Source organism: Acidovorax cavernicola (genome assembly GCF_003581445.1).
On the sequence record NZ_QXMN01000001.1, the window covers coordinates 436,968 to 460,176 of the forward strand.

Genomic DNA, 23,209 nt, shown 5'->3' on the forward strand with positions numbered 1-23,209 from the left:
GATGAAACAGATCGGGCTCTTCAGTCCAGCTTGACGCCCGCCGTACGGATCACCTTGCCCCACTTGGTGGTCTCGGACGCGATGAAGGCGTCGAACTCCTCGGGCGTGCTGCCCGCCGGGAAGGTGCCCATGGCGTCGAGCTTGGTGCGGGTCTCGTCGCTCTTGATGATGCGCGCGACCTCTTCCGACATGCGCTTGACGATCTCGCGCGGCGTGCCCGCCGGCGCCAGCATGCCGGCCCAGGTGCTGCCGGTGAAACCCGTGAAGCCCTGCTCGATGAAGGTGGGCACGTCGGGCACCGCAGGCAGCCGCTTGTCGCCGGCCACGCCGATCAGCCGCACCTTGCCGGCCTTGCCTTGGTTGATGAGGCCCGTGGGCGCATCGAAGAAGAGCTGGATCTGCCCGCCCATCAGGTCCGTCAGCGCAGGCACCGCGCCGCGGTACGGGATGTGGATCATGTAGGTCTGCGTGAGCGACTTCCACAGTTCGGTGGTCAGGTGCGCGGCCGAGCCGTTGCCCGAGGAGCCGAAGCTCACCTTGCCCGGATGCTTGCGTGCGTAGTCGATGAGTTCGCGCGCGGTCTTGAACGGCGCGTCGTTGTTGACCGCCGCCAGCAGCGGCGACACCCCCATCAGCGACACGCCCACGAGGTCCTTGCGCGGGTCGTAGGGCAGCTTGGGGTACAGCGTGGTGTTGGCTGCGTAAGCGGCGATGACGACGCCGAAGGTCGTGCCGTCGGGCGCGGCCTTGGCCACGGCATCGACGCCGATGAGGCTGTTGGCGCCGGGCTTGTTGTCGATCACCACGGGCTGGCCGAGCCGCGTCTGCAGGCCGGCCTGCACCAGCCGCGCCATCTGGTCGGTGAAACCGCCCGGCGTGTAGGGCACGACGATGCGGATCGGCTTGTTCGGCCAGGCGCTCTGCGCGAAGGACGGTGCGGCAAGGCTGGCGGCGGCCGCTGCGGTGGCAAGGGAAAAACGGCGGCGTGAGAGCGCGGCGTGCGGCATGGTCGGGACTCCCTGGAGTGGCTGCTTCGGTGAATGGACCGGACCATTCTCGAAGCGCCCTCGGGCGCCGATGCTCAGGGTTTGTCCCCGACAGGGCCCGGCCGGGGTCGCGGGCTCAGAGCGGCAGGATCTCGCGCGAACGCCCGTCGTTGCCCAGCCAGGCCTCGAACTCGTCCGACAGCCGCATCGCCTCGCGCGTGGCCTGCCCCCAGGCCGCGATGCGCGCCTGCGCATCGTTCGCGAAGCGGATGAAGTCCTTGCGATCGGGCAACTTGCCGTGGGGCAGCGTCTTCACCCAGTCGGGGTTGGGCGCCAACACCACCATGCGGTCGAGAAAGCGCGTGGACTTGTGGCGCCAGCGCAGCCCCTTGTCGAGCCAGCCCGGCACCACGGCCTGCTGGAAATGCGGATACAGCACGATGCCTTCATCGCCCCGGTCATGGGCAGATTGGTAGTCCAGGTGCAGGTGGTAGTCGGTGATGCCGCCGTCCCAGTACGCACCGCGCGGCGCGCCCGGGATGTCATGCACCGCCGCCAGCAGGAACGGAATGGAGCACGAGGCCTGCAGCACCCGGTTGAAGTTGGCCTCGCTCAGCGCGTGCTGGCGCGTGCGGAAGTCCTTTGTGCCGAATGGCAGCGCCGCGCCGGGCGTGGAGAACACGCAGCGCTCCAGCCACGCGCCCAGGCTCTTGCGGTGCAGGCTGTTGCTCGCGAAGGCGCCCAGGTAGCCGACCGGTGTGCGCGCCCTGCCCTCGCGCCCGAGGATGTGGCGCCCGCGCGAGGTCACCACATGCAGCCGGTAGCGCGAATGCCCCAGCACTTCGCCGATGCGCCCGCCGTAGAAGGTGTCGAGGCTCTCGGCGAAACGCTCGCTGAGCTGGTGCGGGCTGAGCCGCTTCTGGCCTGGTGGCACCTCGAACTGCTGACGCACGTAGTCGTGTTCGAAGCGCCCGAAGGCCGCTTCCGGGTCCGACAGGCAGGCCGTGGCCAGCCGCCACGCGCCGATCGAGGCGCCCACCAGGTCCACTGGCTGGCTGGATTGCGTGAGCCAGCGTCCGAAGATGAAGCGGTCGAGCGGACCGAGGATCAACCCCTTCGGGCCGCCGGCCGCGCCGGGGATGGTGCGCACGTCCTGCGGGCGCAGGCCATGCTGTTCGATGTGCTTGCGGGCGGCGGGGCCGGCGTAGATGCGCAAGGCTTTCATGGCGTGGGCTGCAGGCGGCAGTGGAGGCGATGGAGAAGACGGGTCATGCGAGATCGGGAAACCAGCGGCGACGCGGCGTATTTTCTCCGCGAGAGCCGGGGGCTGCCATCGCCGGCGGCCTTCTCAGCGCGCGGGCGTGTCGCCCAGGCGCCTCACCAGCGCCTCGAGATCGCCCAGCACGAAGGCTTTCTCGAAGTCGGCGGCAACGGTGCGTCCGTCCGGCAGCGGGAACCATTGCGCGAGTGCCCCCGCCCGGCCCAGCGCGCCGTACCCCAGCCGCAGCAGGCGCTCGGTCGCTGGATGCCACAGCTGTGCGATGTCGTGCTGGTGAGACGGCTCGTTCCAGCGCAGCAGTGCGATCCAGCCGTCGCCGGCATCCCGCAGCTCGACCCGGCCGTCGATGTGCGCGAGCGCGTGAGTCCGCAATTCGCCGGTGTCGAGGTCAGCCTCGACGAGGTGTTCATTGCCGGCATCGACCCACGCGAAGCGCGACGCGCCGGTGGGTGCGCAGCTCAACGCATCCAGCCCGTGGGCCTGGATGCCCGTGGCGTGCATGCGGCCGTCGCGCCATTCGTGGAACGCGCCGGCGCACAGCACGCAGGTGCGGCCGTCCCCGGTGCGGGCGAAGCCCGATGCCTTGCCGTGGCGCAGGTCCTGCGCGGGCGCTTCCAGCACCTGTTCGGGAGCCGGCAGCGTCGCAGGATCTCGGTAGATCCAGACGCGGTTGCGGTCCGCCACCAGCAGGTCCGCGCCCGCAAAGCCGATCGAGATGATCGGTGCGCCCTTGAGGAAGGTCGGCATGGGCAGCGTCTGCCATGCCGCGTCACCCTGCAGCGGTGTTTGCGTGACGCGCAGCGTCCAGGCGCCCGGCTCGGGCGACACCAGCGCGGCCCAGAGGCCTCCATGCGCTGGCGTCCAGGTCAGGTCGCACACCGTGAGCCGCGTGGACGTCAGGACGGGCGGCCACTGCCGCAGATCGAGCCAGGAGAAGAAACCATCCGGCGACGGTTCGCGATCGGGCACGGTACTGCGGCCGAAGCCCAGCGCCCCACCGGAGACGAAGCTGATGTGCAGCAACGCCGCATCGGCGTGGTTGGCAAGGGCCTGCGCAGGCTGGAGCTTGCGCGCGCCCTGCCCTCGTGCCCGGCCCGTCTGCCGGCAGCGCCGCACGTCGATGTCGTGCGTCTTGGCCGCCTTTTCAAAATCGGCGCCTTCGGTGGCATGGAGCACCACGAGTCCGTAGGCGTCGTCCGCCTGCGCCACCTCGTACAGCCGAAGGTCGAGGGTCTCGATCTCCGCGCCCAGCGCCTGCATCCAGGTCTCGGCGGGCTCGGTGTTGACGTTGGCAGCCACCGCGTCGAGACGGGCATCGCGCAGCGCGGGACAAGCCTGCGCATGAGCCTCCCGCAGCGCGAACAGTGCGTCTTCTGCGCAGGCCTTCCAGTCGACCAGCGCGCCGGCGTCACCATCGGCGATCTCGCGTGCGAGCCGGGCAAGCCGCTCGCGCGCGGCGGCGTCAGCGTTGCCGGATGGCACTGCTACTTACTTGCGCAAGCCTTGCAGCTTGGCAAACGCACTGGCCATCTGCCCCGCCGGCTGCGGCGAGTTGTCGCGCCGGCCTTGTTGCTGGCCGCGGCCGGCGCCTTCGAAGCGGTTGTCGCGCGGACCGTCGCGTCGTGCGGGCGCGGCGTCGAGCTTCATCGACAAGCCGATGCGCTTGCGCGCCACGTCGACTTCCATCACCTTGACCTTGACGATGTCGCCGGTCTTGACGACCTCGCGGGCATCGTTGACGAACTTGTGGCTCAGCTGGCTCACGTGGACCAGGCCGTCCTGGTGCACGCCGAGGTCGACGAACGCGCCGAACTGCGCCACGTTGCTCACGGTGCCCTCGAGGATCATGCCCTCGGCGAGGTCGGAGATGTCGTCCACGCCGTCGTTGAAGCGCGCCACCTTGAAATCGGGGCGCGGGTCGCGGCCCGGCTTCTCGAGTTCACCCAGGATGTCCTTGACGGTGATCACGCCGAACTTCTCGTTGGCGAACAGCTCGGGCTTGAGCGTCTTGAGCATGTCGGCGCGGCCCATCAGCTCGGCGATCGGCTTGCCGGTCTTGACGATGATCTGCTCGACCAGCGGATAGGTTTCCGGGTGCACGCCAGTGATGTCCAGCGGGTCGGCGCCGTCGCGGATGCGCAGGAAGCCCGCGCTCTGCTCGAAGGCCTTGGGGCCGAAGCCGGTCACGTCGAGCAGTTGCTTGCGGGTGGAGAACGCGCCGTTGGCTTCGCGCCAACGCACCACGGCCTTGGCCACGCTGGCCGACAAGCCCGAAACGCGCGACAGCAGCGGCACGCTCGCGGTGTTCAGGTCCACGCCCACCGAGTTCACGCAGTCTTCGACCACGGCCTGCAGGGTGCGCGCGAGTTCGCTCTGGTTCACGTCGTGCTGGTACTGGCCCACGCCGATGCTCTTGGGGTCGATCTTCACGAGTTCGGCCAGCGGGTCCTGCAGGCGGCGCGCGATGGAGGCGGCGCCGCGCAGGCTGACGTCCACGTCGGGCATTTCCTGCGAGGCGAACTCGCTGGCGGAATACACCGAGGCGCCCGCCTCGCTCACCACGACCTTCTCGACCTTGATTTCCGGCGCGCCGGCCTGCGCAGCCATCTTGGCCAGCAGCTTGATGAGGTCGGCTGCCAGCTTGTCGGTCTCGCGGCTGGCGGTGCCGTTGCCGATGGCGATCAGGTTCACGCCGTGCTTGGCGCACAGCTTGCCCAGCGTGTGCAAGGAGCCTTCCCAGTCCTTGCGCGGCTCGTGCGGGAACACGGTGGCGGTCTCGACCAGCTTGCCGGTCGAATCGACCACGGCCACCTTCACGCCGGTGCGGATGCCGGGGTCCAGGCCCATCACGACACGCCGGCCGGCCGGCGCGGCCAGCAGCAGGTCGCGCAGGTTGTCGGCGAACACCTTGATGGCGACCTTCTCGGCGTCTTCGCGCAGGCGGGTGAAGAGGTCGCGCTCGGTCGACAGCGCCAGCTTCACGCGCCAGGTCCAGGCCACGCACTTGCGCAGCAGGTCGTCGGCCGGGCGGCCCGCATGGCTCCAGCCCAGGTGCAGTGCAATCCGGCCTTCGGCGATGCTGGGCTTGCCCGGCTCGGGCTCGACGGGCAGCACGAGCTTGGCGTCGAGTACCTCGAGCGCGCGGCCGCGGAACACGGCCAGTGCACGGTGCGAAGGCACGCGGCCGATGGGCTCGTCGTACTCGAAGTAGTCGCGGAACTTGGCGACGTCGGCGTTGTTCTCGTCCTTGCCGCTCATCAGGCTGGACTTGAGCAGGCCTTCGTTCCAGAGCCATTCGCGCAGGCCCTGCACCAGCGCGGCGTCTTCGGCCCAGCGCTCGGAAAGGATGTCGCGCACGCCGTCGAGCACGAGCGCAACGGTGGAGAAATCGGGGCCCGGCTTGCCGTCGTCCAGCGTGGTGGCGGGCTTCAGGAAGGCCTGCGCTTCCACGGCGGGGTCGAGCGTGGGGTCGGCCAGCAGCTTGTCGGCCAGCGGCTCGATGCCGAATTCGCGGGCGATCTGGCCCTTGGTGCGACGCTTCTGCTTGAACGGCAGGTACAGGTCTTCGAGTTCCTGCTTGGTCGGCGCGAATTCGATCGCGGCGCGCAGCTCGGGGGTCAGCTTGCCCTGCTCGTCGATGGCCTTGAGCACCGCCACGCGGCGGTCTTCGAGTTCGCGCAGGTAAGACAGGCGGGCTTCCAGTTCGCGCAGCTGGATGTCGTCGAGGCCGCCCGTGACTTCCTTGCGATAGCGGGCAATGAACGGAACCGTGGCGCCTTCGTCGAGCAGGTCGACGGCGGCCTTCACCTGGTGCTCGCCGACCTTGATTTCAACGGCGAGCTGGCGAATGATTTTCTGCATGTCTTGAGCGCGTCCCTGGCAAAGCGCGGAAGTTTGCCATAGGCGAAGACGCCTCCCGCCAGCCGCCCGTGCGGCGCTGTTACAACGTGCTCTCGGCCTCCGCCGCAACCGTGCCCGGCGGCTGCAGTTCACCGGGCATCACGAGCCGGATGCGCAGCCCGTGCGGCGCCACGTCCATGACCGCCAGCTCCCCGTGCAGCGCGTCGGCGCGCTCGCGCATGCTGCGCAGTCCCTTGCCGCCAGGCTCGCCGGTCGCTGCATCGAGGCCGCGGCCGTCGTCCAGCACTTCGAGCACCAGCCCGTGCGAGCGTTCGCGCGGGCCGAAGCGCACTTCCACGCGGGTCGCCTGCGAATGGCGCAGCACGTTCGACAAGGCCTCCTGCGCGATGCGGCACAGCTGCATCGCGGCCTCGGAGCTCATCGGCGGCGACAGCACCACGTCCTGCACGCTCCACACGAGCGTGATGCCGAGCCGGTCGAACGCCGGTTGCAGGCGGTAACGCAAGTGACCCAGTCGTTCGCCGATGCTGGTGTCGGCCTGGTCGTCGAGGGAATCGACCGTCATCTGCAGCTCGAGCAGGCAGGCCTGCAGGGCCATCGACAGCTCCCTGGCGTCGGCCGAGCGTGGGTCGTAGCTGGCCATGAGCGCCACCAGCCGCGAGCCGACGCCGTCGTGCAGGTCGCTGGCGATGCGGCGGCGCTCCGCGAGCACGGCCTGCGCCTGGCGGTACCGCACGAGGCGGCGACGGGAGAGGTACCACGTGCCGACGATCATGCACAGCACGAGGATGTTGACCCCCTGCAGGGCCCAGAAGGCGGCCGGCACCTCGGTACCCAGTGCGGTGATCGCCGAGGTGGCCCGGATCACCTGCCCCACCACCGGTGTCAGGTGCAGCGCGAAGGCCAGCCCGACCCACAGCAGCAAGCGCCGGCGCGAGGCGCGCGGCCACAGCCAGATCAGGAGCACGCACCAGGCAGCGATCGAGAGCCACACGAACTGGTCCTCCAGGAAATACGGCGGCAGCGAGGGCACCGGCGCGGGCATGGATGGCTCCGCTGCGAACGCAGGGCGCCCGAAGCGCGCCCTAGAGCAGCCCCCGGTGCGAGGCGAAACTCACGGCCTGCGCGCGGGTGTGGGCGTGCAGCTTGCGGTAGATGTTCTTGACGTGCGCGTTTACCGTCTGGGCACTGATGGTGAGCTGCAGGGCGATCTCTTCCGTCACATATCCGGTGGCTACAAGTCGCAACACTTCGCGCTCCCGTGCCGACAGGGTCGCCTTGCTGTCCGGCGGGCGCACCGGGCTCGGATTGGAGCGCTGGTGGTCCAGGTGCACGAGCAGTCGGCGCGCCAGCCGGGGCGTGATGGCGGCACCGCCGTTGACCACCTGCAGCACGGCCTGGGCATAGCTCTGGAACCAGGCGTTCTTCACCAGGTAACCCGAGGCGCCGAGCTCGAAGGCATGCAGCACCTGAGGCTCGTCTTCCAGCGCGGAAATGACGATGATCTCGGCGGCGCTGCGGTGCTTCTTGGCTTCTTCGATGAGCTCGAAACCGCTGCCGTCTCCGAGGCGGATGTCGACCATGAGCACATCGAATTCATGCTGCATGAGAAGGCGCCGGCCCTCGCGCAGGGAGCCGGCCTGACCTTCGAGCTGGATGCGCAGATCGCCCAGAAGCTCCTGGGCGATGACGCGGCGGACAAAGGGGTCGTCGTCGACGAGCAGGACACGAACGGGCTTGGTCTCCTGGCCCGTGAGGTAGTCCGGCCACGGCAGGCTGTCTGCCGAGGGAGCCAGGAGCCCGCCGAACTGGCCTGGATTGGAGAATTTCCTAGCGCCACCACTGACATCGGTCAATGAAATGTCGAGTTCGTTTTCCATTTACGTCCCCTTGTCACAGAAAAAAGTCGCGACTTCGTGAACAAAAGTTAATCGATTTCTACTCTTTTTTTGGTTCGCGGCTTTTTTGATTACTATGGTTTCGTTTGGTTGCAATATTGCCAGATTGTGAACGAAAGTGATAGTGGCCCTGAGGGAAACATGGCCGAAAACCGGTTCCGTGCCGACCCGCAAAACGCCGTCATCCATTGCTTTCGCCATAGCCTTGCTCTACCCAGCCTGAGGCATTCTTCGTTCGCTTCCCCCCGCTGAAACTGCATCCCGGTCGCAACGGAATCCATTCAATCCGTGCTCGCTGACCGTTAGCTGATAGCCGGATTCGCCGGCGATCGGGTTCGTTTCAACACTATCGAGGAAGCATCATGAAGAAGACTCTTATCGCCATGGCAGTGGTTCTCGTGGCTGGCATCGGGACCGCAACCGGTAGCAGCGTGGCGCTCGCCGTCACCAACACCACGACCGGCTCCTCCAGCTCGGCCGGCTCGACCGCCGCCAGCTCCGGAACGGGCAGCGCACTGAGCTACAACGCCGCGAACTCCAGCTCGTCGGCCACGGCCAACGCGGCGGGCGGCGCGGCGGGCAACGCCTTCCTGCGTGTCGGTGGCGCCACGGCCAGTGGCTCGGCCACCACGCAAGGACGCGTGACCAGCGTGGCCGCAACGACCGGCAACGGCGTCGCCGCAGGCGGTGCCAATGCACAGGCCAATGCAACGTCGTCGGCCAATGCCAACTACGCCGGCGGCGGTGCGAACCCGGTGAGCGGTTCTGCTGGCGGCGCAGCCGGCTCGACCACCAACAACACGGCGGCAACGGCTGCAGGTCCTGGCGGCGGTCTGGCCGTGGTGACGCGCACCTCGGGCACGACGGCTGGCTTCAACGCCAACTCGGCTGCCGTCAACGGCATCGTCAACGGCACCAGCACCTCGGCAACCTCGGGCTCGACCGGCGGTTCCACGGGCGTCGTCAACTTCGCTATTGGCAACGCTGCTGGCTTCAGCAACGGTGGCGGCACGGCCGGTGGTGCGATCTCCGGCGCAACGGCCAACGCTCCCTGAGCGATCCGGTAGAGCGGTTGTTGGACCAGAAGTGGGGAGGGGCACGCCCCTCCCCCGTTTCCCAAAGGAGTCGAAAAAATGAAAACATTGATCGCCCTGACCTTGCTGGGCTTGTCCGCGGGCGCCTTGGCGCAAACAACAGCGGGTGGTGCCAACAACCAGTCACAGAGCTCGGCCACCACCAACGCCCAGGGCAACACCCAGGCGGTGAACTTCAACAGCTCCGCCCCCTCGGAAGTCACCTCCCGGGCCACGGTGGACAGCAACAGCACACAGAACATCAACAACACGGGCGCGACGACCAGTACCGTCGACTACCGTGGCAGCTACACCGTCAAGAACGTGCCGTCCGTGAGCGGCCCGAACCTGACGACCAGCAACGACACCTGCATGGGCAGCACCAGCGCCAGCGCCAACGGCGCAGGGGTCGGCCTGAGCTTCGGTACCACCTGGACGGACGAACACTGCAAGCGCCTGAAGATGAGCCGCGAGCTCTGGAACAAGGGCATGAAGGCAGCGTCGCTGGCCATGGACTGCATGGACCCGCAGGCCCAGGCAGCACTGGAAATGACCGGCTCGAAGTGCCCGCAGTCGATGACCGCCGAAGAACGCGTGAGCGCGTTCGGACCGCAGGCATCGTCCAGCGGCGCACCGGTGGCGGCTCGTCCGGCTGCGCCTGCGGCGCCCGTCGCTGCGGCACCGGCGCCAGCGCCTGTGGCTCCTGTCGCGGTGGCAGCGCCGGTCGCGGTTCCGGTTCCGGCTCCGCAGGTGCAAGCCCCCGCGCCAGCGCCGGCCCCGGTTGCCGTGGTGCCGCAACCTGTCGCCCCCGCACCGGCGCCCGTGGCCGCGATACCGGTCGTCGCACCGGCTCAGGAGCAGCCGGCGGTCACCTCGCCGGTGACAGCGGCGCCGGCCGTGGAAGCCGCGCCACTGCCCGCTCCGGCCGAGCCGGCACCCGCCCCGGTGGCTGCCGCGCCGGAGGAAGAAGCAATGGCCACGGCCGAGCCTGCCCCGGTCGCCAGCGGCACCGTGGCACCGTTCGAGGTGGCGGCGGAATCCGAAGGGGTCGTGGTCCGTGTGACGCGCCGCCTGGCTGACTCAGCCGACACGGTCGACGCCGTCGCGGTGGCGCCGCAAGCCGCCAGAGAAGATCCGCAATGAGGTCCGCCTGGAAGCCATCATGAACACCAGGACCCTCTTCCTCTGGGTCGCCGCCTCGTGCGTGGCCACGGCCTCGGTGGCCGCCACGCCGATCATCCGCATCGAACGGATGCCCCTGGGCAGCGGCCTGCAGAACGCCAGCGGCACGGAGAACGCCGAGCCGGTGGGCGACTACGGCGTCTGGCACGTGCCGCAGTACATGCCGGGGTATCCGACCTCGGCCACCATCTGGCCGCGTGTCGTGATCATCCAGTGCAACGTCGCGCGTTGCAGCGGCTATGAAGTGACGCCCGAACTGGGTCGCGGCGAGTACCTGTTCTTCCGGCCTGCGGAAAACAGCAGCGTCGGCGGCAAGTAGACAGGCGAGACGCCGCTTTTTTGAACGATACGCCGCCGGGTCCGCAAGGTCCCGGCGGCGTTCGGCCGTGTGCGTATACCCTTCGCGGATGCCCCACCCCCTCGTGCGCGCCTTGCGCGCCCTGCTGCGCGGCGCCGCCACGGCGCTGCTCGTTCCCCTGCTGCTTTTCGAGGAATGGGGCTGGGTGCCGCTGGCGGCGCTCGTCGCGCGGCTTGCCCGGCTGCCCTTGTGGGCACGGCTGGAAAACCTGCTGCGCGCGCTGCCGCCGTGGGGCGCGTTGCTGGCGTTCCTCGTGCCGGTGCTGCTGCTCCTGCCGGTCAAGGTGCTGGCGCTGTTTCTCTTCGGCCGCGGCCACGCGATCAGCGGGGCGGCCGTGCTGCTGCTGGCCAAGCTCGCCGGCACAGCCGTGGTGGCGCGGATCTTCCAGCTGGTCGAGGGATCGCTGATGCGCCTGGGCTGGTTCGCCCGCTGGTACCCGCGCTGGAAAGCGTGGAAAGACCTCGTGCTGACGCGGGTGCGGCAAAGCCGACCCTGGCGCATCGTCCGGGCGGTGCACCGGCGGGTGCTGCGCGGATGGCATCGGCTGCGCGCCGAGTGATCTTATTTTTACCCGGGTGTATTGTGTTTTATATTTTGCCCGGGTAATATTTAGAGATGAATCCATCTCCCCAGGCCCGGCGTACCCTTGTCAGGCAATACAAGGACAGCGTGCGCCCCGCCGGCGTCTATGCCATCCGCAACACCGTGAGCGGCCGCGTCTTCGTGGCAGGCAGTCTCGACGTCGAAGGCGCGATGAATCGTGCGCGCTTCGAGCTCGGACTGCGCTCGCACCGCAACAAGGCGTTGCAGCGCGACTGGCTCGAACTCGGCGCCCTGCACTTCAGTTTCGAGGTGATCGATCGTGTCAAGGAAAAGGACGACCCCGCCTTCGACCGCGCCGCGGAACTCGAACGGCTGCTCGCACTCTGGAGCGAAGAGCTTCAAGCCTGCGGCGAGAACGGTTACAACGTGTCCTGATTGTTTTTCCGTCTCTTGTGCGCACTGCACGTGTGAAGCGTCCTGCGGGTAGATTACGAACCTCGTTTCGTTCCGCCCGGACCCACAACTAGAACAGAATCATCCGCATGTCACCTGACGAACTACCGACCACATTCACTGCGTTTGCCGGCTTTCAGCGCGTCGCCGCCGGCACCAAGGCCCAGGTGCTCACGCAACTGCGCGAGCGCGGCGACGCTGCCACCTGCCTCGTGTTCGACGACCAGACCGGCGAGCAACTCGATGTCGATCTGCGCGACCCCAAGGCCATCGAGATCTCCGCGCTCGAAGCCGAGAAACACGAAGACGCACCCCGCGGCGTCGGCCGTCCGCGCCTGGGCGTGGTCGCGCGCGAAGTCACGCTGCTGCCGCGTCACTGGGACTGGCTTGCACGCCAGCCGGGCGGCGCCTCGGTGGCGCTGCGCAAGCTGGTCGACGACGCGCGCCGCGTGCATGGCGAGCGCGACACCGTGCGCGCCGCGCGCGAGGCCACCTACCGCTTCATGACCGCCATCGCGGGCAACCTGCCCGGTTTCGAGGAAGCCACGCGCGCGCTGTTCGCGGGCGAGCACCAACGCTTCACCGACCTCGTGGAACCCTGGCCCACCGACCTGCGCGTGCACCTGCACAAGCTGTCGGCCGGTGGCTGGGGTGCTGCATGAGCGCGGCGCCCGACCACAGCAGCACCACCGGACCCGGCAGCAACAAGAGCGGACTTCAGGGCGTGCCCGTGGCGCCCGTGGGTGCGCCGCGTCCGCTGTGGAAGGTGTTCCTGTTCTTCCTGGCGCCGATGTTGCTCAGCAACATCCTGCAGTCGCTCTCCGGCACCATCAACAACATCTACGTCGGGCAGATGCTCGGCGTGAGCGCGCTGGCGGCGGTGTCGAGCTTCTTCCCGGTGATGTTCTTCTTCATCGCCTTCATCATCGGCCTGGGCGCCGGCGCCTCGGTGCTCATCGGCCAGGCCTGGGGTGCGCGCGACGCGGCCAAGGCCAAGGCGGTGGCGGGCACCACGCTCACCGTGGGCCTGCTGCTGGGGCTGGCGATCGCGGTGTTCGGGGGCCTGTTCACCACGCCGATGCTGGCCATGCTGGGCACGCCGCCCGACGTGCTGGCCGACTCCACGCGCTACGCCCGCATCATGCTGATCGGGATGCCCGGCGTGTTCCTGTTCCTGCTGGCGACGGCCATGCTGCGCGGCGTGGGCGACACCATCACGCCGCTGCTGACACTGCTGATTTCCACGGCCATCGGCCTGGTCGTCACGCCCGCGCTCATCCGCGGCTGGGGCGGGCTGCCGCAGCTCGGCGTGGCCGCCGGCGCGTGGGCCTCGGTGCTGTCGTTCGCGGTTGCGACCACGTGGCTGGGCTTCCGGCTGCGCCAGAAAAAGAGCCCGCTCGCGCCCGACGCGGAATTCGTGCGCTGCCTGCGCATCCAGCCGCATCTGCTGAAAGCGGTGCTGAAGATCGGCGTGCCCACCGGCGTGCAGATGATCGTGGTGGCGCTGGCCGAAGTGGTGCTGCTGTCGATGGTCAACAGCTACGGTTCCAACGCCACGGCGGCCTACGGCGCGGTGAACCAGGTGGTGGCCTACGTGCAGTTCCCGGCCATCTCGATCGCCATCACCACGTCGATCCTCGGCGCGCAGGCCATCGGTGCGGGCCGGGCCAACCGGCTCGGCGCGATCGTGCAGACCGCGCTGGGCATGAACCTCGTGCTGACGGGCGGACTGGTGCTGCTGGGCTATCTGTTCTCGCGTCCGCTGATGGGCTTCTTCATCACCAGCGCGCCGGTGATCGAGATCGCGCAGAACCTGCTGCACATCATGCTGTGGAGCCTGGTGCTGTTCGGCATGGCCTCGGCGATCTCGGGGATCATGCGCGCCAGCGGCTCGGTGCTGGTGCCGACGCTCATTTCGATCGCCTGCATCCTGGGCGTGGAAGTGCCGGTGGCCTGGCTCATGAGCCGCCAGTTCGGCTTCGGCCTGGACGGCATCTGGGTGGCCTACCCCGTCACCTTCGGCGCGATGCTGCTGCTGCAGACCGCGTACTACCGCCTGGTGTGGCGCAAGAAGCCGATCGGCCGGCTGGTCTGATTCGAAACTTCGGCGGGGTCTATTCCCCGTCGAAGGCCTTCTTCACCGTGGCGATGTCGAGCTTGATCATCGTCATCATGGACGCCATCGCGCGGGCCGCCTTGGCCGCGTCCTTGTCCTGGAACATGCGGATCAGCGGCATCGGCGTGACCTGCCACGACACGCCGAAGCGGTCGGTAAGCCAGCCGCACTGCACCGGCTGGCCGCCGCCTCCGAGCAGCTTGTCCCAGTAGTAGTCGACCTCCTCCTGTGTCTCGCAGGTCACGATGAGCGAGATGGCCGGGGTGATCTTGTACTCGGGCCCGCCGTTGAGCACCATGAACGATTGCCCGTCGAGCTCGAAGGTCGCGGTGAGCAGCTTGCCCTTCTTGGCCGGATTCACGTCGCCCCAGAGCAGCGTGTCGGTCAGGCGCGACTTCGGAAAGATGGCGGTGTAGAACTTCACCGCCTCCTCGCCGTTGCCGTCGAACCAGAGGCAGGGAATGATCTTCTGCATGGAATCTCCTTGGCTTGGATGATGAACTGAAGAGTTCAGTATCAAAGCCGAAACGACACGTTGTCAACCCGGGCAACGGCTGTCAGTGAGAAGTTCGCAGGCGGAGCCGAGGGCCACAATGGTCCGATCCCTCGCTTCGGAGCCGCCATGTTTGCCCCTTCCAGAACCCGCTTCGGCGCCCAGGCCTTCCTGGCCGCAAGCCTCGCCGCCTGGGCCCTGTCCGCCGGAGCGGCCGATGCCACATTCCCCGACGCCGCCGCCAGCGACCCCGCCCGGCTCGGCTGGATGACCGGCTCGCCCCCGTCGCCCGACCGCACGCTGCGCTTCGAGGATGGCAGCTATTTCCGGTTTCCGGCCATGCGCTGGAGCGTGTCGAATTTCCGCCAGCTGATGCCGACCGTGAACGTGTCGCGCGGGCTCGGTGCGCCGTCCGCCCTGCCCTCGGCCCTTCGCAAGGACATCGGCACGCTCCGCTTCACGCCCCTCGGCGCGACAACGCCCATGACCTGGGACGCATCGCTCGCCGCCACCTACACCGACGGCATCCTCGTGCTGCACCGCGGGCGCGTGGTTTACGAGCGCTACTTCGGCGTGTTGAAAAACGACGGCCAGCACGGCGCCATGTCGGTCACCAAGTCGGTGGTCGGCACGCTGGGCGCGATGCTGGTGGCCGAGGGCACGCTCGACGCCGGAAAGCCGGTCGCCCACTACGTGCCCGAGCTTGCGCAGTCGGCCTTCGGCAACGCCACCGTGCGCCAGGTGCTCGACATGACCACCGGCCTGAAATTCAGCGAGGACTACGCCGACCCCAAGGCCGAGGTCTGGGCCCATGCCCAGGCCGGCAACCCGTTGCCCAAACCCAAGGACTACACCGGCCCGCGCAGCTATTACGAGTTCCTGCAGACCGTGCAGCCCGAGGGCAGGCATGGCGAGGGCTTCGGCTACAAGACGGTCAACTCCGACGTACTGGGCTGGGTGATCGCGCGCGCCACCGGCCGCACCGTGGCGCAGCTGCTGTCGGAGCGCATCTGGCGTCACCTGGGTGCCGAGCAGGACGCCTACTTCACTGTCGATTCCATCGGCACGCCCTTCGCGGGCGGCGGCCTGAACACGGGCCTGCGCGACCTCGCGCGCTTCGGTGAAATGCTGCGCAACGACGGCCGCGTGCGGGGTGTGCAGGTCGTGCCCCGGGCCGCCGTCGAAGACATCCGCCGCGGCGGCGACAAGGCGGCCTTCGTCAAGGGCGGCTACCCGCTGCTGCAGGGCTGGAGCTACCGCAACATGTGGTGGGTCACGCACAACGACCACGGCGCCTACATGGCACGCGGCGTGCACGGCCAGCGCATCTACATCGACCCGAAGGCCGACATGGTGATCGTGCGCTACGCCTCACACCCGGTGGCGGGCAATGCGGCGAACGACCCGGTCACGCTGCCGGCCTTCGAGGCGCTGGGCCGGCACCTGCTGCGCACGGCGCGCTGAATGCCGCCCCTCGGGCTCACCAGCGATAGGTCGCCGTGGCCGTCGCCGTGCGCGGATAGCCGTAGTAGCAGTTGCGGTAGCCGCAGTTGGCGAAGTAGGTCTTGTTGGTGAGGTTGCGCAGGTTCAGCGCCAGGCTCCAGCGGTCGATGTCGTAGCCGAGCATGGCGTCGAACACGGTCGATGCAGGTACCTTGCTCGGCCATGCGGCTTCGCCGTCGCCGTAGTTCGAGCCGGTGTAGCGCGCGCCCAACCCCACCTTCAAGCCCATCGCAAAGCGGTAGTCCGCCCACACCGACAGCCGGTGGCGCGGCACGGCGGTGGCCTGCTTGCCGATCTCGCTCGTATTGCTGCTGGCCGTGACGATGGCGCGTGGCGTGTAGCTGTACGACGCCGTGAGGTTCAGGCGCGAGGCGATCTCCGCCGTGGCCTCGAGCTCCAGGCCGCGCACCGAGATCTCGCCCGTCTGCTTGGGCATGAACTCGCCGTCGTAGCTGATGTAGTTCTTGCGCCGCAGATCGAAGATGGCGGCGCTGTACATCGCCTTGCTGTCCGTGGGCTGGTAGCGCACGCCGGCTTCGACCTGCTTGCCGCTTTCGGGCTTGAACGGGTCACCCGACACCGGATCGATGGTGGCGGTGGGAGCGAACGACTCCGAGTAGCTCAGGTACGGCGCCCAGCCGCTCGGGTGCAGGTAGACCAGGCCGGCCCGGCTGGTGAACTTGTGGTCGCGCATGCGCTGGCGCGAGCCGTCGATCCGGCTGTCCACGGTGCTGTCGGCGGTGTCGTAGCGCCCGCCCAGCGTGAGCGTCCAGCGGTCGCCCCACTTGATCTGGTCCTGCAGGTAGACGCCGGTCTGCGCCAGCCGGGTCACGCCGTTGAAGTAAGGCTCGGGCAGCTCGATCGGGCCGCCGTAGCGCGGCGCGTAGATGTTCAGCGGCGAGGCGCTGCCGCCGCTGAAGGTGACCTGGTCGATGCGCGTGCGCTGGTAGTCCAGCCCGACCAGCACCTTGTGCTGCGTCTGGCCCAGACGGAAGTCGGCCTGCAGCTGGTTGTCGAGTGCCAGCGCGCCGATGTTCTCGCGGCTGCCGAACACGCTGCGCGACATCTGCTGGAAGTTCAGCGCGTCGTTCGGCACGTCGGGGTTCAGCGCCATGAAGCCGGTCAGCTGCGTGCCCTTGTAGTCGAGCTTCTGGTGGGCGTAGCGCGCGTTCTGCCGCACCGTGAAGGTGTCGTTGATGCGGTGCTCGAACTGGTAGCCGACCATCTCCTGGTCCTGGTCGAAGCGGTCGAAGCCGGGCTCGCCCACGAACAATTTCGAGGGAATGTAGGTGCCGATCGGGGTCGCATCGAGCGAGCCGACCTGCGGCCGCGCGCGCGTGTAGACCCCGCCGCGCGTGCGCGAGAACTGCGACAGCAAGGTGAGCGTGGTGTCGCCCGACGGCTTCCAGGTGAGCGACGGCGCGATGTACATGCGGTCGTCGCCCTCTTTCGCCGCCGGCAACTGCGCGTCGCGCACCAGGCCGGTGATGCGGTAGAGCACCTTGCCGTCGGCGTCCAGCGCGCCCGAGAAGTCGCCCGCCACCTGCTTGCGGTTGTGGTCGCCCAGCTGCAACTGCAGTTCGCGCACGGGCTCCGCCGTGGGGCGCTTGCTGACCACGTTCACCACCCCGCCGGGGCCGCTCATGCCGTACAGCACCGACGACGGCCCGCGCAGCAGCTCGATGCGCTCGGCGCCGTAGTTCTCGGTGCGCCACACGCCCCAGGTGCTGTTGTTGCGCAGCGGCAGGCCGTCCAGGTAGAAGCCCGGCGAGTACGCGTCGAAGCCGCGCAGCGAGATCCAGTCGTAGCGCGAATCGGCGCCGTAGGTGGTGGTCGACACGCCTGGCGTGTAGCCCAGCGCGTCCTTGAGATTGGTGGCGCCGATGGCCTCGATGCGGTCGGCCGTGATCACCGAGATCGACTGCGGCGTTTCGATGATCGGCGTGTCGGTCTTGGTGCCGGTGGCGCTGCGTTTCGCTACGTAGCCCTGCACCCGGCCGGTGGCGCTCTCCTCGCCGTCGGCGACCACCGTCACGGCCGGCAGCGTGGAGGTGCCGCCCGATGCCGGCGCGGCCTTGATGACCGCCGCATTGCCTTCCATCGTGGCGGCCAGGCCGCTGCCGGCCAGCAGCCGGTCGAGCGCCTGCCGGGCCGTGAGGCTGCCCGAGATGGCGGGAGCGGTCTTGCCGGCCACGAGGCTCTGCTGCACGACCAGCTGGATGCGGGTCTGCCGCGCCCAGTCGTTCAGCGCCTCGGCCAGGGGCTGCGCTGCAATGCTGATCGGCTGGGGTGCGCCCTGTGCGCGGGCGGCCAGGGGCACGTTCGCCAGGGCCAATGCAACGGCCAGGGCCAGCGGCGCGGGCGTCATCTTCGTCAAGCTCAAACGCTTCGTCATCGGACGTCTTCCAGGTAGTGAATACAAATGGTTCCTATCTGGGCTGACGCACGAGCCGGCGGAATCCCCGTAGTGCCGGCAAAAAATTTCTTGATTCCTGGGTTTCAGTGCGCGGGCACGATTTCCGCGACCGTGCCGGCTTCCTTCAGCCGCACGGGCAAGGCGCTGGCCAGGGCGAGCCGCAGCGTGCGGGCGTCGCGTGGATCGAAGGTGCCGCTCAGGCGCAACGCCGCCACGGCGGGGTCGTTCACCACCAGCCCGGTGCTGCCGTAGCGCTCCAGTTCGGCCAGCGCGCGGGCCAGCGGCGTGTCGACAAAGCTCAGACGGTGATCGCGCCAGGGCGCAATGCCCTCGCGCGCCACGGCCGAGACGGCGGAAAACACGCCATGCGCGTCGCTCTCCACCTGGCGGCCGGCGGTGAGGAACACCTCGCTGGTTGCATCCGTCGTCCTGCGGGTCACGCGCACCTTGCCCTCTTCCACCGACACCCGCGTCCCGTCGGCACCCGGCATGCCGGGGGTGTGGCGCACGGCGAAACGCGTGCCGACCACCCGCACGCGCAGCGGCCCGGCCAGCACGTCGAATGGGCGTTTCGCATCGGCCTGCACCGAGAACACCGCCTGCCCGTCGACCAGCGTCACCTCGCGGCGATCGCGGAACAGGCGCACCTCGAGGCGGGTGGCGGTGTCCAGCCGCAGGCGGGAGCCATCGGGCAACGGCGCTTCGAGCTGTTGCCCGCGCCGGGTGGCGAAGGCCTGCTCGAACACAGGCTGGGCCTGCACATGACGCCAGCCGAGGTAGCCCGCGCCGACCGCCATGCCGGAAGCGGCCAGCACGAAGGCCGGTTTCAGGAAGCCGCGGCGCGTGGGCGCGGTGGCCGCGCGGCCTTCGAAGCCATTGCGCCAGCCGGCGACCGTCTCGGGCGAAATCGCATCGAAGGCGCGCCAGCGCGACTCCCATTCGCGAAAGGCTTCGCCATGGCGCGCATCAGCGCCCAGCCAGGCCTGGAACGCACGCTCGTCGGACGCCCCCCATTGCGTGCGCTGGCGGCGGACGAACCAGTCCAGCACCTCCTGTCGCAGGCGCAGGGCTTCTTCGGTCGGTGGCGACGATGGGGTCATGGCGTGGGGAGCGGTACTCATGGGGTAGACGCACGGGCGTGCTCAAACCCTGTAGTGGGGGGCGTTCTGCGCGCTCTCATGTCACTCCGCCCCCTGCGTGCGCTCCAGGCAGGCCCAGCACGCCTGCATCGCGATGCGCAGCTGCATCTCGACGGTCCGCTCCGAAATGCCCATGCGCGCAGCCACCTCGGCGTACGAGAGGCCGTCGAACTTGTAGAGCACGAAGACTTCGCGGCAGCGCGGGGGCAGCCGGTCGATGGTCTCGACCATGGCCGCCATGCCCTGGCTGGACGACAGGATGGCGTCGGGCTCGAAGGTCTGCGGACCGATGCAGTCGTCGGCGTCGGGCAGCGCTTCATCCGGCGCCGCCGTGTCGCCGCCCGTACGCACGCTGGTGCGGCGGTGGTGGTCGGTGACGAGGTTGCGGGCCGTGCGGTACAGCAGCGCACGCGGATCGCGCACCACGCTGCCGGTGCGTTGCGCCTCGTACACGCGCACGTAGCTCTCCTGCGCCAGGTCGGCCGCGGTGGCGCGGTCGGGTACCTTGCGGGACAGGAAGCTCAGCAGCTCGCGGTAGTAGTGTTCGAACACAGGCGCAGCACAGCCGCAAAGGGCTGGTCGAAGTCCAGGGGCAGGTTGGCTTCGACACGGCGTGGCTACCTGAGAGATTCAGAACAAAAGAAAACGCGAGATTATGTGCGGGTTCAACCCGCCAATCGCCGAAGGGTAGGCATTTCGCCTGCCGCGAGCGGCACTCGCGCGGGCTACCCTCCCCTTTTCGGGCTCAGGCAGGACGGGCGGCGCGATTCGAGAACGCCATCACCCCGTCGTCCACGCGTCCCAGGCGCAGCAGGAGGATGTCGCGCGCGTAGTTCTGATGCAGCTTCCACGGCGTGTGCGCGCCCTGCTTGGGAAACTTGTCGAGCGAGCGCTGCACGTAGCCGGAGCTGAAGTCGATCCAGGGTTCGGGCACGAGGTCGGGGCCGGCGTTGCGCGGTGTGCACTGCCGCCAGCCATTTTTCGCCATGTGATTCAGCAGCCGGCAGACGTAGGCGCAGGTCAGGTCGCACTTGAGCGTCCACGAGGCGTTGGTGTAGCCGAAGGACGAGGCCAGGTTGGGCACGTCGCTGTACATCATTCCCTTGTAGTTGAAGGTGGCGGCGGGATCGACGCGGCGGCCGTCCACGCTCAACTCGATGCCGCCCAGCACCTGCAGTTCGAGGCCGGTGGCGGTGACGATGATGTCGGCCTCCAGTTCGCGGCCCGACTTCAGCCGCAGGCCGCCGGGCGTGAAGGTGTCGATGTGGTCCGTGACCATCGAGGCACGCCCCGCATTGAGCGCCGCGAACAGGTCACCGTCGGGCACGAGGCACAGGCGCTGGTCCCATGGGTTGTAGCGCGGCGTGAAATGCGTGGCGACGTCGTACGCCGGCCCGAGCGCATGGCGCACGCCGCCCAGCAGCATGCGCTTCACGCGCGCCGGCTTGCGCCGCGCGAGCCGGAAGAACAGCATGCCGAGCGTCACGTTCTTCCAGCGTGTCAGGCGGTACGCCGCCATCGCGGGCAGCAGTCGCCGCATGCGGTTGGCGATCGGGTCTTCGGCCGGGCGCGCCACCACGTAGGTCGGCGAGCGCTGCAGCAGCGTGACGTGCGCAGCGGTTTGGGCCATGGCGGGTACCAGCGTCATCGCCGTGGCACCGCTGCCGATGACCACCACGCGCTGGCCGCCGTGGTCCAGGTCGGCCGGCCAGTGCTGCGGATGGACGATGCGGCCCTGGAAGCTGTCCATGCCGGCGAAATCGGGCGTGTAGCCCGCCTCGTAGCGGTAGTAGCCGCTGCACAGGAACAGGAAATTGCAGCGCCACTGCACCGGCCGCTTGTCGGGCCCCTGTTCGACATCGACCGTCCAGCAGGCCTCGGCGCTCGACCAGGCGGCGCGCACCACGCGGTGCTGGTAGTGGATCCTGTCGTCGACACCGTGCTGGCGGGCGGTGTCGCGCACGTACTGCAGGATCGACGGGCCGTCGGCGATCGCCTTGGCCTGCGTCCACGGGCGGAACACGTAGCCCAGCGTGTACATGTCGGAATCGGAACGCACGCCCGGGTAGCGGAACAGGTCCCAGGTGCCACCGCTGCGCTCGCGCCCTTCGAGGATCGCGTAGCTGCGGCCCGGGCACTGCGCCTGCAGGTGGCAGGCGGCGCCGATGCCGGACAGGCCGGCGCCGACGATCAGGACATCGACGTACGGCGGCGTGTCGGCCGGTTGTTCTGCTTGCATCGGTGGCTTGTCTCCTTGCTCATGGCTTGTTGTTCGATTCTTCGGTGGGCGCGCGCCGGATCATCAGCCAGGCACTCACCGCGCTCAGCACGGCCAGCCCGGCGCTCAGCAGCATCACCCAGCGAAAGCCCGCGACGAAGGATTCGGCCACGGCGCGCTTCACGACGGCGGCCGTGGCCGCATCGGCGCCCGGCGGCGCACCGGCTGCGGCCAGCCGGTCGCGTTCGGCCGTCAGAAAGGCCCGCACCTCGTCCGATGCACCCATCGCCTGCAACCGCTCGGCCAGCGCCGCGTCGAAGGCCCAGGCCATGACCGCGCCGAACACCGCGATCGCCAGCACCGCCGCCGCGCGTGACACCGCGTTGTTCACGCCCGAGGCCACGCCCGCGAGATCGGGCCCCACGGCATTCATGACCGTGGTGGTGAGCGGTGCCACCGTCACCGTCATGCCGAAGCCCAGCACCACCACGGCGGGAAGAAAGCCGCTCCAGTAGCTCGCGCCCACGCCAGGCAACGCGAACAGCGCAAAGCCCACGGCCGCGATGGCCGGCCCGATCACCAGCGGCAGGCGCGGCCCGAAGCGGTCGACCAGCTGCCCGGCCCAGCCCGAGAGCGCGAACATGAGAAAGATGAACGGCAGCAGCGCCGCGCCCGCCACCGTGGCCGAGTAGCCCTGCACCTGGATCAGGTTGAGCGGAAAGAAATACAGCCCGCCGCCCAGCGCCGCATACAGCAGCAGCGTCAGCAGGTTGGCACCGCTGAAATTGCCGATGCGCAGCAGCGACAGCGGCAGCATCGGCGTGCGCGCCCGGCGTTCCGCGATGACGAAGCCGATGCTGCCCACGACGCCGATCGCCAGCGCAGCGAGCACGGCGGGCGAACGCCAGCTCTGCGTCGGTGCCTCGATGAAGGCGTAGACGATGCCGCCCAGGCCGGCGGTCGCCAGCAGCGCGCCCCACAGGTCGAGCCCGCCGCGCGCTGCAGCGCCTTTGCTCTCGGGCACATGGCGGCGAACGATCCACAGCACCAACAAGGCCATCGGCACGTTGATGAGAAAGGCCCAGATCCACGAGAAGTGATCGACCAGGAAGCCGCCCAGCACCGGCCCCACCGCCGCCGTGATGCCGCTGAAGCCCGACCAGGTGCCGATGGCCTTGCCGCGCTCTTTCTCGGGAAACGACGCACTGATGAGCGCCAGGCTGCCCGGTACCAGCAACGCGCCGCCGATGCCTTGCACCGCGCGCGCCGCGATGAGCTGTTGCACGTCGGCCGCCAGCGCACAGCCCACCGACGACACGGCGAACACCACGACGCCAATGGCGAAGATGCGCCGCCGCCCGTAGTGGTCGCCGAGCGCGCCGCCCACCAGCAACAGCGCCGCGAGCAGCAAGGCATACGACTCGACCACCCATTGCGCCTGGAAGGCCGTGGCGTTCAGGTCCGCCTGGATCGCCGGCAAGGCGACATTGACCACGGTGCCGTCGATGAAGGCCATGCTCGAACCGACGATGGCCGCGGCGAGCACCCAGGGCTTGGAGGCTTCAGGGCAGGCGCCCTCTTCCGTGGGGGGATTCGTCCCATGCAGGATCAGCGTGTCGTCGCAGGGCGCCTTGCCGATCTGTGCCATGGGGGCTCCGGTTCAGAGACTGCCGGAATTGCACCCTCCCCCA

20 protein-coding genes are annotated in these 23,209 nt (G+C 68.6%); 8 read left to right on the forward strand and 12 right to left on the reverse strand.

What is annotated here, in order from left to right; genetic code table 11:
- Window positions 1-20: 20 nt before the first annotated feature.
- The 6 genes from D3H34_RS02070 to D3H34_RS02095 all read right to left on the reverse strand — a co-directional run bounded on the left by D3H34_RS02070 (window position 21) and on the right by D3H34_RS02095 (window position 8,006).
- The gene (locus D3H34_RS02070) at window positions 21-1,007 is read right to left on the reverse strand and encodes a tripartite tricarboxylate transporter substrate binding protein (protein WP_119551742.1); all 987 of its coding nucleotides are present in this window, start codon (window positions 1,005-1,007) and stop codon (window positions 21-23) included.
- 115 nt (window positions 1,008-1,122) lie between these two features.
- Window positions 1,123-2,211: a patatin-like phospholipase domain-containing protein gene (locus D3H34_RS02075; RefSeq protein ID WP_119551744.1), complete on the reverse strand. Its 1,089-nt coding sequence runs from the start codon at window positions 2,209-2,211 to the stop codon at window positions 1,123-1,125.
- A 123-nt stretch (window positions 2,212-2,334) separates the two neighbouring features.
- The gene (locus tag D3H34_RS02080; RefSeq protein WP_119551746.1) at window positions 2,335-3,747 is read right to left on the reverse strand and encodes a hypothetical protein; all 1,413 of its coding nucleotides are present in this window, start codon (window positions 3,745-3,747) and stop codon (window positions 2,335-2,337) included.
- A gap of 6 nt (window positions 3,748-3,753) precedes the next feature.
- Window positions 3,754-6,126 (reverse strand): Tex family protein, encoded by a 2,373-nt coding sequence (locus D3H34_RS02085; protein WP_119551748.1) that lies wholly within the window; start codon window positions 6,124-6,126, stop codon window positions 3,754-3,756.
- A 79-nt stretch (window positions 6,127-6,205) separates the two neighbouring features.
- Window positions 6,206-7,171: a sensor histidine kinase gene (locus tag D3H34_RS02090; protein ID WP_119551750.1), complete on the reverse strand. Its 966-nt coding sequence runs from the start codon at window positions 7,169-7,171 to the stop codon at window positions 6,206-6,208.
- 40 nt (window positions 7,172-7,211) lie between these two features.
- Complete coding sequence (locus tag D3H34_RS02095) at window positions 7,212-8,006, reverse strand: LuxR C-terminal-related transcriptional regulator (protein ID WP_119551752.1); 795 nt, start codon at window positions 8,004-8,006, stop codon at window positions 7,212-7,214.
- 380 nt (window positions 8,007-8,386) lie between these two features.
- Here D3H34_RS02095 and D3H34_RS02100 point away from each other — a divergent pair, with 380 nt between their 5' ends.
- The 7 genes from D3H34_RS02100 to D3H34_RS02135 all read left to right on the forward strand — a co-directional run bounded on the left by D3H34_RS02100 (window position 8,387) and on the right by D3H34_RS02135 (window position 13,728).
- A complete protein-coding gene (locus D3H34_RS02100; RefSeq protein ID WP_119551754.1) occupies window positions 8,387-9,079 on the forward strand; it encodes a hypothetical protein in 693 nt (230 codons plus the stop codon).
- A gap of 78 nt (window positions 9,080-9,157) precedes the next feature.
- Window positions 9,158-10,240, forward strand: coding sequence for a hypothetical protein (locus tag D3H34_RS34610; RefSeq protein WP_286185347.1), 1,083 nt, complete (start codon window positions 9,158-9,160; stop codon window positions 10,238-10,240).
- Between the two features lie 19 nt (window positions 10,241-10,259).
- The gene (locus D3H34_RS02115; RefSeq protein ID WP_119551756.1) at window positions 10,260-10,598 is read left to right on the forward strand and encodes a hypothetical protein; all 339 of its coding nucleotides are present in this window, start codon (window positions 10,260-10,262) and stop codon (window positions 10,596-10,598) included.
- Window positions 10,599-10,686: 88 nt separating this feature from the next.
- Window positions 10,687-11,196, forward strand: a complete 510-nt coding sequence (locus D3H34_RS02120) for a hypothetical protein (protein ID WP_119551758.1) — start codon at window positions 10,687-10,689, stop codon at window positions 11,194-11,196.
- A 56-nt stretch (window positions 11,197-11,252) separates the two neighbouring features.
- The gene (locus tag D3H34_RS02125) at window positions 11,253-11,615 is read left to right on the forward strand and encodes a GIY-YIG nuclease family protein (RefSeq protein WP_119551760.1); all 363 of its coding nucleotides are present in this window, start codon (window positions 11,253-11,255) and stop codon (window positions 11,613-11,615) included.
- 107 nt (window positions 11,616-11,722) lie between these two features.
- Window positions 11,723-12,295 carry a DUF2239 family protein gene (locus D3H34_RS02130; protein ID WP_119551762.1) on the forward strand — a complete coding sequence of 191 codons (573 nt, stop codon included), beginning with the start codon at window positions 11,723-11,725 and terminating at the stop codon, window positions 12,293-12,295.
- Window positions 12,292-13,728: an MATE family efflux transporter gene (locus tag D3H34_RS02135; protein WP_119551764.1), complete on the forward strand. Its 1,437-nt coding sequence runs from the start codon at window positions 12,292-12,294 to the stop codon at window positions 13,726-13,728. Before D3H34_RS02130 ends, D3H34_RS02135 begins: the two co-directional genes overlap by 4 nt.
- A gap of 19 nt (window positions 13,729-13,747) precedes the next feature.
- Here D3H34_RS02135 and D3H34_RS02140 read toward each other — a convergent pair whose 3' ends face one another.
- Window positions 13,748-14,224, reverse strand: coding sequence for a VOC family protein (locus tag D3H34_RS02140; protein WP_119551766.1), 477 nt, complete (start codon window positions 14,222-14,224; stop codon window positions 13,748-13,750).
- A 285-nt stretch (window positions 14,225-14,509) separates the two neighbouring features.
- Here D3H34_RS02140 and D3H34_RS02145 point away from each other — a divergent pair, with 285 nt between their 5' ends.
- On the forward strand, window positions 14,510-15,706 hold the full coding sequence (locus tag D3H34_RS02145) for a serine hydrolase domain-containing protein (protein ID WP_286185402.1): 1,197 nt from the start codon (window positions 14,510-14,512) through the stop codon (window positions 15,704-15,706).
- Between the two features lie 16 nt (window positions 15,707-15,722).
- Here D3H34_RS02145 and D3H34_RS02150 read toward each other — a convergent pair whose 3' ends face one another.
- From D3H34_RS02150 to D3H34_RS02170, 5 genes are all read right to left on the reverse strand, one after another.
- On the reverse strand, window positions 15,723-18,140 hold the full coding sequence (locus D3H34_RS02150) for a TonB-dependent siderophore receptor (protein ID WP_119551770.1): 2,418 nt from the start codon (window positions 18,138-18,140) through the stop codon (window positions 15,723-15,725).
- Window positions 18,141-18,244: 104 nt separating this feature from the next.
- On the reverse strand, window positions 18,245-19,261 hold the full coding sequence (locus tag D3H34_RS02155; protein ID WP_286185349.1) for a FecR family protein: 1,017 nt from the start codon (window positions 19,259-19,261) through the stop codon (window positions 18,245-18,247).
- A gap of 81 nt (window positions 19,262-19,342) precedes the next feature.
- Window positions 19,343-19,852, reverse strand: a complete 510-nt coding sequence (locus tag D3H34_RS02160) for an RNA polymerase sigma factor (protein WP_119551774.1) — start codon at window positions 19,850-19,852, stop codon at window positions 19,343-19,345.
- A 193-nt stretch (window positions 19,853-20,045) separates the two neighbouring features.
- On the reverse strand, window positions 20,046-21,539 hold the full coding sequence (locus D3H34_RS02165) for a flavin-containing monooxygenase (RefSeq protein ID WP_119551776.1): 1,494 nt from the start codon (window positions 21,537-21,539) through the stop codon (window positions 20,046-20,048).
- A gap of 19 nt (window positions 21,540-21,558) precedes the next feature.
- A complete protein-coding gene (locus tag D3H34_RS02170; protein ID WP_119551778.1) occupies window positions 21,559-23,166 on the reverse strand; it encodes an MFS transporter in 1,608 nt (535 codons plus the stop codon).
- Window positions 23,167-23,209 lie beyond the last annotated feature (43 nt).